At 71.9% G+C, this 15779-nt stretch carries 13 protein-coding genes and 1 riboswitch; of the genes, 8 read left to right on the forward strand and 5 right to left on the reverse strand.

The genetic code is table 11. The features are described from left to right. Positions 1–19: 19 nt before the first annotated feature. On the reverse strand, positions 20–382 hold the full coding sequence (locus OG408_RS29820; protein ID WP_285568938.1) for a DoxX family protein: 363 nt from the start codon (positions 380–382) through the stop codon (positions 20–22). A 107-nt stretch (positions 383–489) separates the two neighbouring features. Here OG408_RS29820 and OG408_RS29825 point away from each other — a divergent pair, with 107 nt between their 5' ends. After that, a complete protein-coding gene (locus tag OG408_RS29825) occupies positions 490–873 on the forward strand; it encodes a winged helix-turn-helix transcriptional regulator (RefSeq protein ID WP_326672923.1) in 384 nt (127 codons plus the stop codon). A 16-nt stretch (positions 874–889) separates the two neighbouring features. Here the strand turns inward: OG408_RS29825 and OG408_RS29830 are convergent, their stop codons facing one another. Together OG408_RS29830 and OG408_RS29835 are read right to left on the reverse strand one after the other, a co-directional pair. Next, entirely contained in the window at positions 890–1570 is a 681-nt protein-coding gene (locus OG408_RS29830) for a response regulator (RefSeq protein WP_266783761.1), read from the reverse strand. After that, positions 1567–3213: a sensor histidine kinase gene (locus tag OG408_RS29835; protein ID WP_326672925.1), complete on the reverse strand. Its 1647-nt coding sequence runs from the start codon at positions 3211–3213 to the stop codon at positions 1567–1569. The genes OG408_RS29830 and OG408_RS29835 overlap by 4 nt, the downstream gene beginning before the upstream one ends. Positions 3214–3309: 96 nt before the next feature. Here OG408_RS29835 and OG408_RS29840 point away from each other — a divergent pair, with 96 nt between their 5' ends. Continuing rightward, complete coding sequence (locus OG408_RS29840; protein WP_266783764.1) at positions 3310–4329, forward strand: LacI family DNA-binding transcriptional regulator; 1020 nt, start codon at positions 3310–3312, stop codon at positions 4327–4329. A gap of 29 nt (positions 4330–4358) precedes the next feature. Here OG408_RS29840 and OG408_RS29845 read toward each other — a convergent pair whose 3' ends face one another. Further along, the gene (locus OG408_RS29845; protein ID WP_326672927.1) at positions 4359–5663 is read right to left on the reverse strand and encodes a citrate synthase; all 1305 of its coding nucleotides are present in this window, start codon (positions 5661–5663) and stop codon (positions 4359–4361) included. Between the two features lie 139 nt (positions 5664–5802). Here OG408_RS29845 and OG408_RS29850 point away from each other — a divergent pair, with 139 nt between their 5' ends. Both OG408_RS29850 and OG408_RS29855 read left to right on the forward strand, forming a co-directional pair. Continuing rightward, positions 5803–6963 carry a citrate synthase/methylcitrate synthase gene (locus OG408_RS29850; protein WP_266783766.1) on the forward strand — a complete coding sequence of 387 codons (1161 nt, stop codon included), beginning with the start codon at positions 5803–5805 and terminating at the stop codon, positions 6961–6963. Positions 6964–6982: 19 nt separating this feature from the next. Continuing rightward, positions 6983–8086: a CobW family GTP-binding protein gene (locus OG408_RS29855; protein WP_266783767.1), complete on the forward strand. Its 1104-nt coding sequence runs from the start codon at positions 6983–6985 to the stop codon at positions 8084–8086. A gap of 25 nt (positions 8087–8111) precedes the next feature. Here the strand turns inward: OG408_RS29855 and OG408_RS29860 are convergent, their stop codons facing one another. Further along, positions 8112–10562 carry a DNA gyrase/topoisomerase IV subunit A gene (locus OG408_RS29860; RefSeq protein ID WP_326672930.1) on the reverse strand — a complete coding sequence of 817 codons (2451 nt, stop codon included), beginning with the start codon at positions 10560–10562 and terminating at the stop codon, positions 8112–8114. A 247-nt stretch (positions 10563–10809) separates the two neighbouring features. On the opposite strand from OG408_RS29860, the gene OG408_RS29865 reads away from it, so the two are divergent. The 4 genes from OG408_RS29865 (at position 10810) to OG408_RS29880 (ending at position 15755) form a co-directional block, all read left to right on the forward strand. Beyond that, positions 10810–12186: a M16 family metallopeptidase gene (locus OG408_RS29865; protein WP_326672932.1), complete on the forward strand. Its 1377-nt coding sequence runs from the start codon at positions 10810–10812 to the stop codon at positions 12184–12186. Between the two features lie 26 nt (positions 12187–12212). Then, positions 12213–13595, forward strand: coding sequence for a M16 family metallopeptidase (locus tag OG408_RS29870; protein ID WP_266786494.1), 1383 nt, complete (start codon positions 12213–12215; stop codon positions 13593–13595). Positions 13596–13806: 211 nt separating this feature from the next. After that, a riboswitch (cyclic di-AMP (ydaO/yuaA leader) is annotated at positions 13807–13974 on the forward strand. A gap of 13 nt (positions 13975–13987) precedes the next feature. Next, on the forward strand, positions 13988–14827 hold the full coding sequence (locus tag OG408_RS29875) for a M23 family metallopeptidase (protein WP_266783770.1): 840 nt from the start codon (positions 13988–13990) through the stop codon (positions 14825–14827). Between the two features lie 220 nt (positions 14828–15047). Next, positions 15048–15755 (forward strand): GntR family transcriptional regulator, encoded by a 708-nt coding sequence (locus OG408_RS29880; RefSeq protein ID WP_266783771.1) that lies wholly within the window; start codon positions 15048–15050, stop codon positions 15753–15755. Positions 15756–15779: the final 24 nt, after the last annotated feature.

The raw sequence follows: 15779 nt of genomic DNA on the forward strand, positions 1-15779 counted from the left end.
GCCGGCCCCCTGCCCCGCCTCACCAGGCCGTGGCGAGCCAGGCGGCCGCCGCGGCGAGCACGATGAGCGCGGCGTTGAGCCCGGTCTCCCTGACCTCGCTGCGGGACAGGTGCAGGGCGGTCGCCAGCACCTGGAGCACGAGCAGGCCCAGCGCCGCCGCCACCGCGAGGGCGGGCGCGATCCCCGTGAGCGGCGGCAGCACCAGACCGGCGGCACCGAGGATCTCGACGGCGCCGATGACCCGGACCAGCCACATCGGGACCGTGTCCACCCAGCCCATCATCGGCGCCAGCCGTTCCTGGCTCTGCACGGCCTTCTTGCCACCCGCGTACAGGTAGAAGGCCGCCAGGAGCCCGGCGACGATCCAGTAGGCGATTTCCATGTTCGTGTCCTCCGTCATGGTGACGACTTGTAAGCAGGCACATAGTCGGTGACTATCGGAACGCTTACAAAAGGCACACGGGTGTGCCTTGCGAACAGAGGACGCCCATGTCGAAGTACCGCCACAGCTGCCTCATCCGCGGCGACGGAGGCCGGGCGGTCCGCGGCATCCTGGACCGCATCGGCGACAAGTGGACCCTGCTCGTCGTGGCCACGCTCGACGGCGAACGCATGCGCTTCACCGAACTCCAGCAGCGCATCCCCGGCATCTCGCAGCGCATGCTCACCCGCACCGTCCGGAACCTGGAGCGCGACGGACTGGTGTCGCGCACGGTGTTCCCCGAGGTCCCGCTGCGGGTCGAGTACGAACTCACCGCGAGGGGACGCACCCTGATCGAGCCGGCCGTGAAGCTGGCCGAGTGGGCCGTCGACCACAACGCCGGCATCGAGCTGAGCCAGTCGTCCTACGACTCGGAGCACCCCCGCCCGTAAGGCGGGAGGAGCACGGTCACGTCCCGCCGGTGACCCACGCGTAGCGGTGCTCGGGGCGGCCCGTCTCGCCGTAGCGCAGGGTCAGCCGGACGCGGCCGGAGCGTTCCAGCAGCTTCAGATAGCGCTGGGCGGTCTGGCGGCTCATCCCGGCGCTCTCCGCGACCTCCTGGGCGGAGAGCGGGCCGTCGGAGCCGCGGAGCGCCGTGCGGACGAGTTCCGCCGTCGTGGCCGAGTGCCCCTTGGGCAGATCGGGCTCGCCCGCCGTCCACAGAGCGCCGAAGAGCCGGTCCACGTCCCCCTGCTCGGCCTCGCCGCCGCCCTCCAGGGTGTGCCGCAGCGCCGCGTACGCCTCCAGCTTGGTCCGCAGCCCCGCGTACGTGAACGGCTTCACCAGGTACTGCAGGGCCCCCTGGCGCATGGCCTCCTGGACCGTGGCGACGTCGCGCGCCGCAGTCACCATGATCACGTCCGTGCGGTGGCCGAGGCCGCGCAGCTCCCGCACCACCGCCAGCCCGCTGCGGTCCGGCATGTAGTGGTCCAGCAGGATCAGGTCCACCGGCCCGTTCTCGACCGCGAGGAGCGCGTCGGCGGCGCAATGCGCCTGGGCGGCCACCCGGAATCCGGGCACCTTGGAGACGTAGGCCGCGTTGATCCGCGCGACCCGGACGTCGTCGTCCACGACCAGGACCTCGATCACCGTGCCGCTCCCGCCCTGTCGGATTCCGCCTCGGTCATGGCCTCGGGGAGCACGACGGTGAATTCGGCCCCGCCCTCGTCCGCCGTGTCCACCGCCACGCTGCCGCCCTGGCGCTCGGCCAGCCGTCGTACCAGCGCGAGCCCGAGGCCGCGCCTGCCGTGCGCCGGGAGCTCCTTGGTCGACCAGCCCTCCGTGAAGATCGATCCACGCTGTGCGGGCGGGACACCGGGACCGCTGTCGCGGACCCGCAGCACCACCGTACGGCCCTCGGTCCGCAGCCCGACCTCGACCAGGGCGCCGTCCGATCCGGCGGCCGCGTCCAGCGCGTTGTCGACCAGGTTGCCGACGACCGTCACCAGCCCGCGGGGGTCGACGAGCCGGTCGGGGAGAAGCGTGCCGGGGGCGATGCGCAGGGCGACGCCGCGCTCCGTCGCGACCGTCGCCTTGCCCACCAGCAGCGCGGCGAGCAGCGGATCGCGGACCCTCTCGGCGACCTGTTCCGCGGTGGCCCGGTGGACGCCGACGACCTCGGTGACGAACTCCCTCGCGTCCTCGTGCAGCTCCAGCTCCAGCAGCCCCAGAAGCGTGTGGAGCCGGTTGGCGTGCTCGTGGTCCTGGGCGCGCAGGGCGTCGATCAGCCCACGGGTGGAGTCGAGTTCGCGGCCGAGGTGTTCGAGCTCGGTGCGGTCGCGGAGGGTGACGACGGCACCCCCGTCGGCGGTCGGCATGCGGTTGGCCAGCAGCACCCGGCTGCCGCGTACCGTCAGCAGGTCCTCGCCCGCCACCTCGCCGGCCAGCACGTCGGCGGTCCGCCCGGTGCCGAGTGCCTCGGCCAGCGGACGCCCCGACGCCTCGGGACCGACCCCGAGGAGCCGCTGCGCCTCGTCGTTCAGGAGGCGGATCCGGCCGGTCCGGTCGAGCGCCACGACGCCCTCCCGGATGCTGTGCAGCATCGCCTCGCGCTCCGTCAGCAGCGCCGCGATGTCGGAGAAGGCCAGATCGTGGGTCTGCCGTTGCAGCCGCCGGGAGATCAGGAGGGCGGCGAGCGCGCCCACGGCCAGCGCCCCGCCCGCGTAGGCGAGCAGTCCGGGGATCGCCGCGAGGAGCCGGGCTCGGACGCTGTCGTACGCGATGCCCACGGAGACCGCGCCCGCGATGTCCCCGGACGCGTCGCGCAGCGGCACCTTGCCGCGGGCGGAGCGCCCGAGCGTGCCGTCGTCGATCTCCCTGACCTCCAGGCCCGCGAGCGCCTCACCCGGGTCGGTGGAGACCACCCGCCCGATCCGGGCCGGGTCCGGGTGCGACCAGCGCACCCCGCGGCGGTCCATCACGACGACGTACTCCGCGCCCGTGGCACGCCTGATCCGCTCCGCGGCGGACTGGACGGGGCCCCGGGGCTCCGGTTCCGTCGCCAGGAGCGACTCGGCGATCTGCGGCTGGGCGGCGGTGCTCTGCGCGATCGACAGGGCGCGGCGCATCGCCTGGTCGTCCAGTTGTGCGCTGAGGGGTGCCAGAAAGAGGCCGGTGGCGAGTACGGTGACGCCGGTGGCTACGGCCAGCTGCATCAGCAGGACCTGCGAGAAGACCCGCCGGGGCCAGCCGAGCCGACGGGGCCTCCTGACCGTGGGCGGTGGGGCGCTCATCGTGAAGACGGTAAGCGCCTTCCGGCGCTTTCCGAAAATCGTCTCGTTTCCAGGTCAACGCAATCGGCTTGCGCTTCTTGCGCTAATCTTGCGCACATGACGCGACGACTTGCTCAGGTGGCACAGAAGGTTGGAGTCAGCGAGGCCACGGTCAGCCGGGTGCTCAACGGCAAGCCAGGAGTCTCCGACGCCACGCGGCAGGCCGTCCTGTCCGCGCTGGACGTCCTCGGATACGAGCGGCCGACCCAGCTGCGCGGCGAGCGGGCCCGGCTCGTCGGCCTGGTCCTGCCCGAGCTGCAGAACCCGATCTTCCCCGCCTTCGCGGAGGTGGTCGGGAGCGCACTCGCGCAGCAGGGCCTCACCCCCGTCCTGTGCACCCAGACCAAGGGCGGCGTCTCGGAGGCGGAGTACGTCGAGCTGCTCCTGCAGCAGCAGGTCTCGGGCGTCGTCTTCGCCGGTGGCCTCTACGCCCAGACCGACGCCCCGCACGACCACTACAAGGTGCTGGCCGACCGGAAGATCCCCGTCGTCCTCATCAACGCGGCCATCGACCACCTCGACTTCCCGGGCATCTCCTGCGACGACTCGGTGGCCGTCGAGCAGGCCTGGCGCCACCTAGTGTCGCTCGGCCACGAACGCATCGGGCTGGTGCTCGGCCCCTCGGACCACGTGCCCTCGCAGCGCAAGCTCGCCGCGGCCCGGGCGCTCGCCGAGGAAGCCGGCACGACCATGCCGGACAAGTGGGTGGCCCGGGCGATGTACTCGCTGGAGGGCGGACAGGCGGCCGCCATGCGGCTGCTGGACGAGGGCATCACCGGGATCATCTGCGCCAGTGACGTGCTCGCCCTGGGGGCGGTGCGCGCCGCGCGCCGCCGGGGTCTCTCGGTCCCGGCCGACGTCTCCGTCGTCGGCTACGACGACTCGGCGTTCATGAACTGCACCGAGCCGCCGCTGACCACGGTGCGCCAGCCGATCGAGGCCATGGGGCGGGCGGCGGTCGAGCTGCTCTCCGTGCAGATCGGGGGCCGTACGGTGCCCTCCGAGGAGCTGCTCTACGAGCCCGAGCTGGTGGTACGCGGATCCACCGCCCAGCCCCCGCGCACCGTTTCCCGCTGACCGTCGCTTATTTGCGTCACGCGAACCGTCTATTGCGGAGGTTCCCCTGTGGCGACGGGCAACGGCTGAGGCGGCTGCGGTCCGGTGTACTGCCCGCTGGGGCGCATCCGCAGCGGGCGCTCCCCGTACTCCTCCAGGGCATGGGCGATCCAGCCCGCGGTGCGGGAGACCGCGAACACGGTCTCGCCCGCCTCCACGGCCATGCCCGAGGAGACGGAGAGCACGGCGAGCGCCAGATCGACGTTGGCGTGCAGGGGGGCGTGACGGGCGGTCGTGGCGACGACGTCACGGGCCGCGGCCAGGGCCGGCGCTGCCTCCGGGATCCGCGCGAGCAGGGCGAACAGGGTCGTCGCCCGGGGGTCCTCGCCGGTGTAGAGCCGGTGACCGAGGCCCGGCACCCGGCGCCCGGTTCGCAGATGGTCCGCGACCACGGGAGCCGCCCCGCCCCGCTCCAGTACCTCGGTCAGCATGCGGTGCGCCAGCCCGCTCGCGGCGCCGTGCAGAGGACCCTCCAGCACTCCGAGGCCCGCTGAGACCACCGCGTACGGATGGGCGCGCGCCGATGCCGCGACCCGCGCCGCCAGGGTGGAAGCGGCCAGGTCGTGGTCGATCAGCAGCCCCAGAGCGGTGTCCAGCACGGCGAGCGACGCCTCGTCGGCAGGGCGGCCGGTCAGTTTCGGCCACAGTTGCGGGGCCAGTCGAGATGCCTCGTCCCCGACCGCCGCGGCTTGCGTGACGGCCTCGTCGGCGACCGTCGGCAGCGCGGCGACCAGCGTCGGGATCAGGCTCCGGGCCCCGCCCAGCACCGCCTCGCGCGACAGGTCGAAGCGCAGCGGATCGGTCGCGGCGGCCGCGATGACCGCGACCCGCAGCCGGTCCGTCGACCCGGCGTGCGGCGGCAGCGCACCGACCGCCCGCCGGGCCGCGGCGAGAGCCTCGGCAGGCGCCGTGAAGCGGACACCGGGCCGCAGCTCCCCGGTCCAGAGCCACTCGGCGACCTCCTCGTACGCATGCCGCCGTGCCAGCTCCGTGGCATCGACGCCCCGGAAGTAGTACCGGTCGCTCCCGATGAGCGTGATGCCGGTGGGGAAGGCGAGGCCGCCGGCCGGGGCGGCCGGCTCCCTGCGCCCGGTACGGCGCGCCAGGGCGTCGACCTCCGCCGCGTCGAACGTGCTTCCGCGACCGCCCGGGGCGCGGTTGCTGCTGAGCTGGCCCCGGCTCACGTACGCGTACACCGTTTCGGGCTTCACGCCCAGGCGCTCGGCCGTCTCCCGTGTGGTGAGCCGCTGAGCGGAGGGCTCGGCGAATCCGCCCGCACCTGCTTGATCCGTCATGGTGTCCACCGTATCCATATTGATTCAATCAACATTGACAGATCTTCAGTCAAGCATGGACAGTCGAATCAATGTCAACAGTCACCGGAATCTCCAGTCACCGCACTGTTCGGTCCCAGGAATGTCCATGGAGGAAGCAATGACGACCACCACCGCCGGCACACCGCTCGACGTCCCCCGGGGACTCGCGGGTGTCGTCGTCACCGAAACCGCCCTGGGTGACGTCCGGGGCCGCGAAGGCTTCTACCACTACCGGCAGTACTCGGCGATCGAGCTGGCGCAGAACCGCAGCTTCGAGGACGTGTGGTACCTGATGACGGAGGGCGAGCTGCCGACCCGGGCAGCGCGGGCGGACTTCGCGGCCCGGACCGCCGCGCTGCGCACGCTGCCCGCCGCGGTCCGCGACGCCCTGCCCGCCATAGCCCGTGCGGGTGCCGTATCGGGTCCGCTCGCCGGGCTCCGCACCGCACTCTCCCTGCTGGGCGCCTCGGCCGGCTTCCGCCCGGTGTACGACATCGACGCGGAGCGGCGCCGCAGCGACGCCCTGACCGTGTGCGCCGCCGTTCCCACCGTGCTGACCGCCCTGCACCGGCTCGGCCAGGGACTCGAACCGGTGGAGCCGCGCGACGACCTGCCCTACGCGGCGAACTACCTCTACATGCTCACCGGGTCCGTACCGGACGACGCCCGGGTCAGGGCCGTCGAGCAGTACCTCATCTCCACGGTCGACCACGGCTTCAACGCCTCGACCTTCACCGGCCGCGTCGTCGCCTCCACCGGCGCCGACGTCGCCGCCTGCCTGGTGGCGGCCGTCGGCGCGCTCTCCGGGCCGCTGCACGGCGGTGCGCCGAGCCGCGCCCTCGACACCCTGGACGCCATCGGCACCCCCGACCGCATCGACGGCTGGATCCGCGAGCGCGTGCTCGCCGGCGACCGGATCATGGGCTTCGGACACCCGGTCTACCGCACCGAGGACCCCCGCTCGCGCATGCTCCGCGGCATCGCCCAGAGCTTCGGCGGACCGCTCGTCGACTTCGCCGTCGAGGTGGAACGGCAGGTCGAGGCGATCCTCGCCGAACTCAAGCCGGGGCGTGAGCTGCACACCAACGTGGAGTTCTACGCCGGAGTGGTCATGGAGCTGTGCGGGCTGCCCCGCGAGATGTTCACCCCGACCTTCTGCGCGGCGCGGGTCGTCGGCTGGAGCGCCAATATCCTGGAGCAGGCGGAGGACTCGAAGATCATCCGCCCGGCGGCCCGCTACATCGGTCCGCCCCCGCCCCAGCCGGTCCCGGCCGTCTGACCCCGCAGGAAGGCCCCCGTTGAGCCCGTCGTCGCCGCCCCGCAGCCAGCAGATCCCGGTCATCGTCCTCGCGGGATTCCTGGGATCCGGCAAGACGACGCTGCTCAACCACCTCCTGCGCCACCGCGCCGGAAACCGGATCGGCGTGATCGTCAACGATTTCGGGTCCATCGAGATCGACGCCATGACCGTCTCCGGACAGGTCGGCTCGACCGTCTCGCTGGGCGGCGGCTGCCTGTGCTGCGCGGTCGACGCGAGCGAACTGGACACCTACCTGGAGACCCTGACCCGGCCTGCCGCCCGCCTCGACGTGATCGTCATCGAGGCGAGCGGGCTGGCCGAACCGCAGGAACTCGTGCGCATGCTCCTCGCCAGCGACAACCCGCACATCCTGTACGGGGGACTGGTCGAGGTCGTCGACGCCGCCGAGTTCGGGGCAACCCGGGAGCGCCATCCGGAGATCGACCGCCACCTCGCCGTTGCCGACCTCGTGGTGCTGAACAAGACGGACCGGGCAGGGGAGGCGGAGCGGACCCGGGTCCGGGAGGCCGTCGCGGCGACCGGCAGCACGGCGGCCGTCATCCCCGCCACGTACGGACGCATCGATCCCGAGCTGCTCTTCGACCCGGCGCTGCGGCCCGACGGCGAGGAGAAGGCCCGTCAGCTCACCTTCGAGGACCTGTACCTGGAGGAGCGCGCGCGGGAGACCGGCGAGGAGCACGGGGACCATCTGCACACGGCGTACGAGAGCGTCGACTTCACCTCCGACGTGCCGATGGACCCCCGCCGGCTGATGGGGTTCCTCGACTCCCGGCCCGAGGGCCTCTACCGGATCAAGGGGTACGTCGACTTCGGCGCGGGCGACGCGGACCACGCGTACGGGGTGCACGCCGTCGGCCGGTTCCTGCGGTTCGCCCCGCGGCCCTGGACGCGCGGCGAGCCGCGGCTGACCCGGCTCGTCCTCATCGGCTCCGGCGTCGACGCCCCGGCCCTGCGCAAGGAACTCGAAAGCTGCCGGGAGCCGGGGGACGCGGGGCCGGAAACACCGCAGGACGCCGCACACGAGCGAGCCATGTGGGGCGTCCTGCGGTACGTGCAACAGCCCGGCGACGACGACGCGTAGGGTGCGCCGCCACCGGGCCGGCGGCCTACACGGGGCCGGCGATCACGGCGACCGGGTTCTCCAGCGGAGTGCCGGAACCGTCGCGCCGCGGATCGGGCTCGGGCAGTGCCGCCGGCGTGCCGTTCTTCTGCGCGGCCCGGGCCGGCGTCGCACCCGCCCAGCCGAACACCAGCACGTCCTCGCCCTTGAGGAACCGGTGGCAGCGCACCCCGCCGGTCGCCCGGCCCTTGCGCGGGTACTGGTCGAACGGGGTGAGCTTGCACGTCAGTACCGAATCGTCCAGCGTGCCGTGCGAACCCGCGACCGTGAACACCATCGCGTCCACCGCCGGATCCACCGCCGAGAACGAGAGCACCTCCGCCCCCGCCGCGAGCTTCACGCCCGCCATACCGCCGGCCGGACGGCCCTGCGGACGCACCTGCGCCGCCGGATAGCGCAACAGCTGCGCGTCCGAGGTGACGAAGACCAGGTCCTCCTCACCGGTGCGCAGTTCGGCCGCGCCGACGATGCGGTCACCGTCCTTGAGGGTGATGACCTCCAGCTCGTCCTTGTTCGCGGGGTAGTCGGGCACCACGCGCTTCACGACGCCCTGCAGGGTGCCGATCGCCAGCCCCGGTGACGCCTCGTCCAGCGTGGTGAGGCAGACGACCTCCTCGTCCGCGTCCAGCGTGAGGAACTCCGCGACCATCGCCCCGCCCGAGAGGTTGGGCGCCGCATGGGTGTCCGGCAGCTGCGGCAGATCGATCACCGGCAGCCGCATCAGCCGCCCGGTGGACGTCACCACGCCGATGTCGCCGCGCGCGGTGGCCGCGACCGCCGACACGATCACATCGTGCTTGGCCCGCTTGGCGTCCTCGGCGAACTCGATCGGCTCGTTGTTGGCGGTGCGCGCCAGCAGCCCGGTCGAGGACAGCAGCACCCGGCAGGGGTCGTCCGCGACCTCCAGCGGCACCGAGGCCACCTGCGATCCGGCCGACTCCAGCAGCACCGTGCGCCGGTCGGTGCCGAACTTCTTCGCGACAGCGGCCAGTTCCGTGGAGACGAGCTTGCGCAGCTCGGTGTCCGACTCCAGGATCGCGGTCAGCTCGTCGATCTCGGCGTTGAGCCGGTCCCGCTCGCTCTCCAGCTCGATCCGGTCGAACCGGGTCAGCCGGCGCAGCGGGGTGTCCAGGATGTACTGGGTCTGGATCTCGCTCAGCGAGAAGTGCTCGATGAGCCGCTCCTTCGCCTGCGCCGAGTTGTCGCTGGAGCGGATGAGGCGGATGACCTCGTCGATGTCGATCAGCGCGACGAGGAGACCCTCGACCAGGTGCAGCCGGTTGCGGCGCTTGGTCCGGCGGAACTCGCTGCGCCGGCGGACCACGTCGAAGCGGTGGTCGAGGTAGACCTCCAGGAGCTCCTTGAGCCCCAGCGTGAGCGGCTGGCCGTCGACCAGCGCCACGTTGTTGATGCCGAAGGACTCCTCCATCGGCGTCAGCTTGTAGAGCTGCTCCAGGACGGCCTCCGGCACGAAACCGTTCTTGATCTCGATGACCAGACGCAGTCCGTGCGAGCGGTCGGTGAGGTCCTTGACGTCCGCGATGCCCTGGAGCTTCTTCGACGAGACCAGGTCCTTGATCTTGGCGATCACCTTCTCCGGGCCGACGGTGAAGGGCAGTTCGGTGACGACCAGGCCCTTGCGGCGCGGGGTGACGTTCTCCACGGCGACCGTGGCGCGGATCTTGAACGAGCCGCGGCCGGCCGCGTAGGCGTCCTTGATGCCGCCCAGACCCACGATCCGGCCGCCGGTCGGCAGGTCGGGACCGGGGACGAACCGCATCAGGGTCTCCAGGTCCGCGCCCGGATGCTTGATCAGGTGGCGGGCGGCGGCGATGACCTCGCCCAGGTTGTGCGGCGGCATGTTGGTCGCCATGCCGACCGCGATCCCGGTCGTGCCGTTGACCAGGAGGTTCGGGTAGGCGGCCGGGAGGACGACAGGCTCCTGCTCCTGGCCGTCGTAGTTCGACTGGAAGGCGACGGTGTCCTCGTCGATCGACTCCGTCATCAACGACGTCGCGTCGGCCATCCGGCACTCGGTGTACCGCATGGCGGCCGGCGGGTCGTCGTTGCCGAGCGAGCCGAAGTTCCCGTGTCCGTCGACGAGGGGGAGCCGCATGGAGAACGGCTGTGCCATCCGCACCAGCGCGTCGTAGATCGACGCGTCGCCGTGCGGGTGCAACTTACCCATGACCTCGCCGACCACGCGGGCGCACTTCACGAAGCCGCGTTCCGGGCGCAGGCCCATCTCGTTCATCTGGTAGACGATGCGGCGGTGCACCGGCTTCAGGCCGTCACGGGCGTCCGGCAGGGCCCGTGAGTAGATCACGGAGTACGCGTACTCGAGGAAGGAGCCCTGCATTTCGTCGACGACGTCGATGTCGAGGATCTTCTCCTCGAAGTCGTCCGGCGGCGGGGTCTTCGTGCTGCGGCGGGCCATCGCTGCTGCGACTCCTTCACGGATTCGGTTCGGGCAACCTCAGGTTCTGACGCGCACCATTGTGGACCGCTCCACTGACAACCCCGACCTCGACCCGTCCCAAAGGGCGTTCTCCACCCGTCCCGGAGCGGCCGGAACGCTCGTTCTCGCGAACTTTCGCGGTACGGGAACTTCGCCAGGTGTCGGTGCGCTTGCTTACAGTGGCAGGTCTCGCATCACATCCAGTATCGCGATCGAAGGGACGTACATGCCCATGGGTCACACGGCCACAGCCCAGGCCGGCTCCGGCGGCTTGACAGCGACCGAGCACCGTCTGGCCAACGGCCTGCGCGTGGTGCTCTCCGAGGACCATCTGACCCCGGTCGCCGCGGTGTGCCTCTGGTACGACGTCGGCTCGCGCCACGAGGTCAAGGGACGCACCGGTCTGGCTCACCTCTTCGAGCACCTGATGTTCCAGGGCTCCGGCCAGGTCAAGGGGAACGGACACTTCGAGCTGGTCCAGGGCGCCGGCGGCTCCCTCAACGGGACAACCAGCTTCGAGCGGACCAACTACTTCGAGACGATGCCCACGCATCAGCTGGAGCTGGCCCTGTGGCTGGAGGCCGACCGGATGGGCTCCCTGCTCGCCGCGCTCGACGAGGAGTCCATGGAGAACCAGCGTGACGTCGTCAAGAACGAGCGCCGCCAGCGCTACGACAACGTCCCGTACGGCACCGCGTTCGAGAAGCTGACGGCGCTCGCCTACCCGGAGGGCCACCCGTACCACCACACCCCGATCGGTTCGATGGCCGACCTGGACGCCGCGACCCTCGAGGACGCGCAGACCTTCTTCCGTACGTACTACGCGCCCAACAACGCGGTGCTCTCGGTCGTCGGCGACATCGACCCCGAGCAGACCCTCGCCTGGATCGAGAAGTACTTCGGCTCCATCCCCTCGCACGACGGCAAGCAGCCGCCGCGTGACGGCGCGCTGCCCGGCACCATCGGCGGCCAGCTGCGCGAGGAGGTCCGCGAGGAGGTCCCGGCGCGTGCGCTGATGGCCGCCTACCGGCTCCCGCACGACGGCACCCGGGAGTGCGACGCCGCCGACCTCGCGCTGACCGTACTGGGCGGCGGCGAGTCGTCCCGGCTGCACAACCGCCTGGTCCGCCGCGACCGTACGGCCGTCGCGGCCGGATTCGGACTGCTGCGGCTGGCCGGTGCGCCCTCGCTCGGCTGGCTGGACGTCAAGACGTCCGGCGGCGTCGAGGTGGCGCAGATCGAGTCCGCGGTGGACGAGGAGCTCGCCCGGTTCGCCGAGGAGGGGCCCACGCCCGAGGAAATGGAGCGCGCGCAGGCCCAGTTGGAGCGCGAGTGGCTGGACCGTCTCGGTACGGTCGCGGGCCGCGCCGACGAACTGTGCCGGTACGCGGTGCTGTTCGGCGACCCCCAGCTCGCCCTGACCGCCGTGCACCGGGTCCTCGACGTCACGGCCGACGAGGTCAAGGCGGCGGCCAGGGCCCAGCTGCGCCCCGACAACCGGGCGGTGCTGGTCTACGAGCCGGTCGAGTCGGCCGAATCCGCCGAAGAGGCGGAAGACGGCGCCGCCACCGACAACGACGCGCACGAAGGAGCGGACAAGTGACCGACGCTGCCGCGACTGGAGTTTCGATGGAGTACCACCCGCAGCCCGCACCCGGCGTCGCCAGGCCCTGGGCCTTCCCCGCACCCGAGCGCGGCGCCCTGCCCAACGGCCTCACGGTGCTGCGCTGCCACCGCCCCGGCCAGCAGGTCGTGGCCGTCGAGATCTTCCTCGACGCGCCCCTGGACGCCGAGCCCGAGGGCCTGGACGGGGTGGCCACGATCATGTCGCGCGCCCTGTCCGAGGGCACCGACAAGCAGAGCGCCGAGGAGTTCGCCGCCGAGCTGGAGCGGTGCGGTGCCACGCTCGACGCGCACGCCGACCACCCCGGTGTCCGGGTCTCCCTGGAGGTGCCGGCCTCCCGGCTCGCGAAGGCGCTCGGCCTGGTCGCCGAGGCGCTGCGGGCCCCCGCCTTCGCCGACAGCGAGATCGAGCGGCTGGTGAACAACCGGCTCGACGAGATCCCGCACGAGCAGGCCAATCCCGCCCGGCGCGCCGCCAAGCAGCTCTCCAAGGAGCTCTTCCCGGCCACGGCCCGCATGTCGCGCCCGCGCCTGGGCACCGAGGAGACCGTGGAGCGGATCGACTCGGCGGCCGTGCGCGCCTTCTACGACGCACACGTCCGGCCGTCCACCGCGACCGCGGTGGTCGTCGGCGACCTCACCGGGATCGACCTGGACGCGCTGCTCGCCGACACCCTCGGCGACTGGTCGGGCAACACCGCCGCGCCGCGCCCCGTCCCGCCGATCACCGCCGACGACACCGGCCGCGTGGTCATCGTGGACCGCCCGGGTGCGGTGCAGACGCAGCTGCTGATCGGCCGGATCGGCGCCGACCGGCACGACAGCGTGTGGCCGGCCCAGGTGCTCGGCACGTACTGCCTGGGCGGCACGCTCACCTCCCGGCTCGACCGGGTGCTGCGCGAGGAGAAGGGCTACACCTACGGCGTGCGGGCCTTCGCCCAGGTGCTGCGCTCCTCGGCGCCCGGCTCCGCCGCCGGTGCGACGGGGGCCGCGATGCTCGCCATCAGCGGTTCCGTGGACACGGAGTCCACCGGCCCGGCGCTGGAGGACCTGTGGAAGGTCCTGCGGACCCTGGCGGCCGAGGGCCTGACGGACGCCGAGCGCGAGACGGCCGTGCAGAACCTCGTCGGTGTCGCACCGCTGAAGTTCGAGACGGCCGCGTCCGTCGCGGGCACCCTCGCCGACCAGGTCGAGCAGCACCTCCCGGACGACTACCAGGCGCAGCTGTACGCGCGCCTGGCCGACACCGGCACGGTGGAGGCGACGGCCGCCGTGGTCAACGCCTTCCCCGGGGACCGGCTGGTCACGGTCCTGGTCGGGGACGCCTCGCAGATCGAGGAGCCCGTCCGGGCACTCGGCATCGGCGAGGTGTCGGTCGTCGCCGGCTGACCGCTCGTTTCGCCCGATACCCGGGCAAAGGGAAGCACCTGACGGGGCCTGCCCCGTCAGGTGCTTCCCTTTTGTCTGTTTTGTGGGGGAGGTTGCCTGTCTGCCCTGTGGGATGCGCTACAAAACGGCCTGTCCGTTTGGTGGCGGGAAGTGCCCCCGTTTAGCGTCGGCTCCGCTGTCTGTCACTCGTATGCCGCATCCGCGACGTACCGGGCAGCCATCGCCGAGTCCCCGTCAGGCGCGAGCCTGGGGAGCCGGGGACCCACTCAGTCCCTGGGGTGAATCGGATGCCTGAGCCTCGCACGAGGCCGGGGGATCCGTAGGAGACCTTCCTGCTCCGAACCCGTCAGCTAACCCGGTAGGCGAGAAGGAAGGAAAGGACCAGCCACTTCATGGCGTTCACCCGTGCCACCGGGAAGCACCGTGCCCCGAGCCGTCTGACGCGCACCGGCGCGAAGGCCGTCGGCATCGCGACTCTCGCCACCACCGGCGTCATCGGCGGACTGGCCTCCCCGGCCCTCGCCTCGGACGCCGAGACCCCCGCCGTCAGCGAGACCGGTCTCACCCAGGTCATCGCCATCGAGGGTGACCTCGCCGACCGGATCGCCGCACAGGCGGACGCGCAGCAGCACCAGGCCGACGCCGCGAAGAAGAAGGCCCAGGCCAAGGCGGACGCCAAGAAGAAGGCGGAGGCCAAGAAGAAGGCCGAGGCCGCCGCGAAGGCCAAGGCGAAGGCTGCCGCGAAGGCGAAGGCCGCCGCCCGTGCCGAGGCGGCCCGCGAGGGCGCCTCGCGCGCCGCCCGCTCCACCGAGCGCGCCCGGCTCGGCTCCTTCCAGCTCCCCGTCGCCGGTTCGTACGTGAGCACCGGCTACAAGTCCAGCGGCTCCCTCTGGTCCTCCGGCAGCCACTCGGGCATCGACTTCCACGCCGCGTCCGGCAGCTCCGTCGTCGCCGTCGGCGCCGGCACGGTCGTCGAGGCCGGCTGGGGCGGCGCGTACGGCAACAACATCGTGCTGCGGATGACGGACGGCACGTACACCCAGTACGGCCACCTCTCCTCGATCGGTGTCTCCGTCGGCCAGAGCGTCGGCCAGGGGCAGCAGATCGGGCTCTCCGGCTCGACCGGCAACTCCACAGGGCCGCACCTCCACTTCGAGGCCCGCACCACGCCGTCGTACGGTTCCGACATGGACCCGGTCGCCTACCTGCGCGCCCACGGCGTCACCGTCTGACCGTCCGAAGACTCCCCGAAGGCCCCGGCGACCACGCCGGGGCCTTCGGCGTTCCCCGCCGCCGCGTCGCCATGCGCGCCGCACCCGTCCGGACCGGTCGGTGACCAAAAGATATTCATGAATTTCCACCCGGCATCGGAAATGCGACCGCATTGCAATAGAGTCACAGGACAGGCGTCGATCGGCCGCGTTTCGCGGGGATTAAGGCGGAGGTTCGGACATGCGCATTCCGGCGCATTCGGTATGCACGGCAATCCGTGAAGACATCGTCTCGGGTGTCTTCGAGCGCGGCAGCCGACTCACCGAGGAGGTGCTCGCGCGGCGTTACGGGGTCTCCCGCGTCCCGGTACGGGAAGCGCTGCGCACCCTGGAGTCCGAGGGATTCGTGGTCACCCGCCGGCACGCCGGAGCCTGCGTCGCCGAGCCCACCGAGCAGGAGGCCGCCGACCTCCTGGAGGTGCGGATGCTGCTGGAGCCGCTCGGCGCGGCCAGGGCCGCCCAGCGGCGCACCGACGCGCACCTCAAAGTCCTCCGCGGCCTGGTCAGGCTGGGTCAGGAGCGGGCCCGCCGCGGCGAGGGCGAGGACCTGCGCTCCCTGGGCGGCTGGTTCCACGAGACGCTCGCGCAGGCCTCTGGCAGCCCCGGCCTGATCGCTCTGCTCACCCAGCTCCGGCACAAGATCGCCTGGATGTACGCGGTCGAGCAGCCCGCCCGCCCCGCCGAGTCCTGGGCCGAGCACGGAGCCATCGTGGACGCCGTGGCGCGCGGTGACGCGGAACGGGCGAGGGCCCTGGCCGCCCAGCACGCCGAGCGGGCCACCGCCGCGCACCGGCTGCGCCGCCCCGGCCGGCCGGACGCCGCGGCGGCCCACGCCGGCCGGGTGAGGACTTCGCAACATGCCGTAAACACCGCGAGCGGCCGGCATTAACAATTGCGCCGTATACAAAGAATA

Origin of the sequence: Streptomyces sp. NBC_01257, from assembly GCF_035917255.1 — a bacterium.
Taxonomy (GTDB): Bacteria; Actinomycetota; Actinomycetes; order Streptomycetales; family Streptomycetaceae; genus Streptomyces.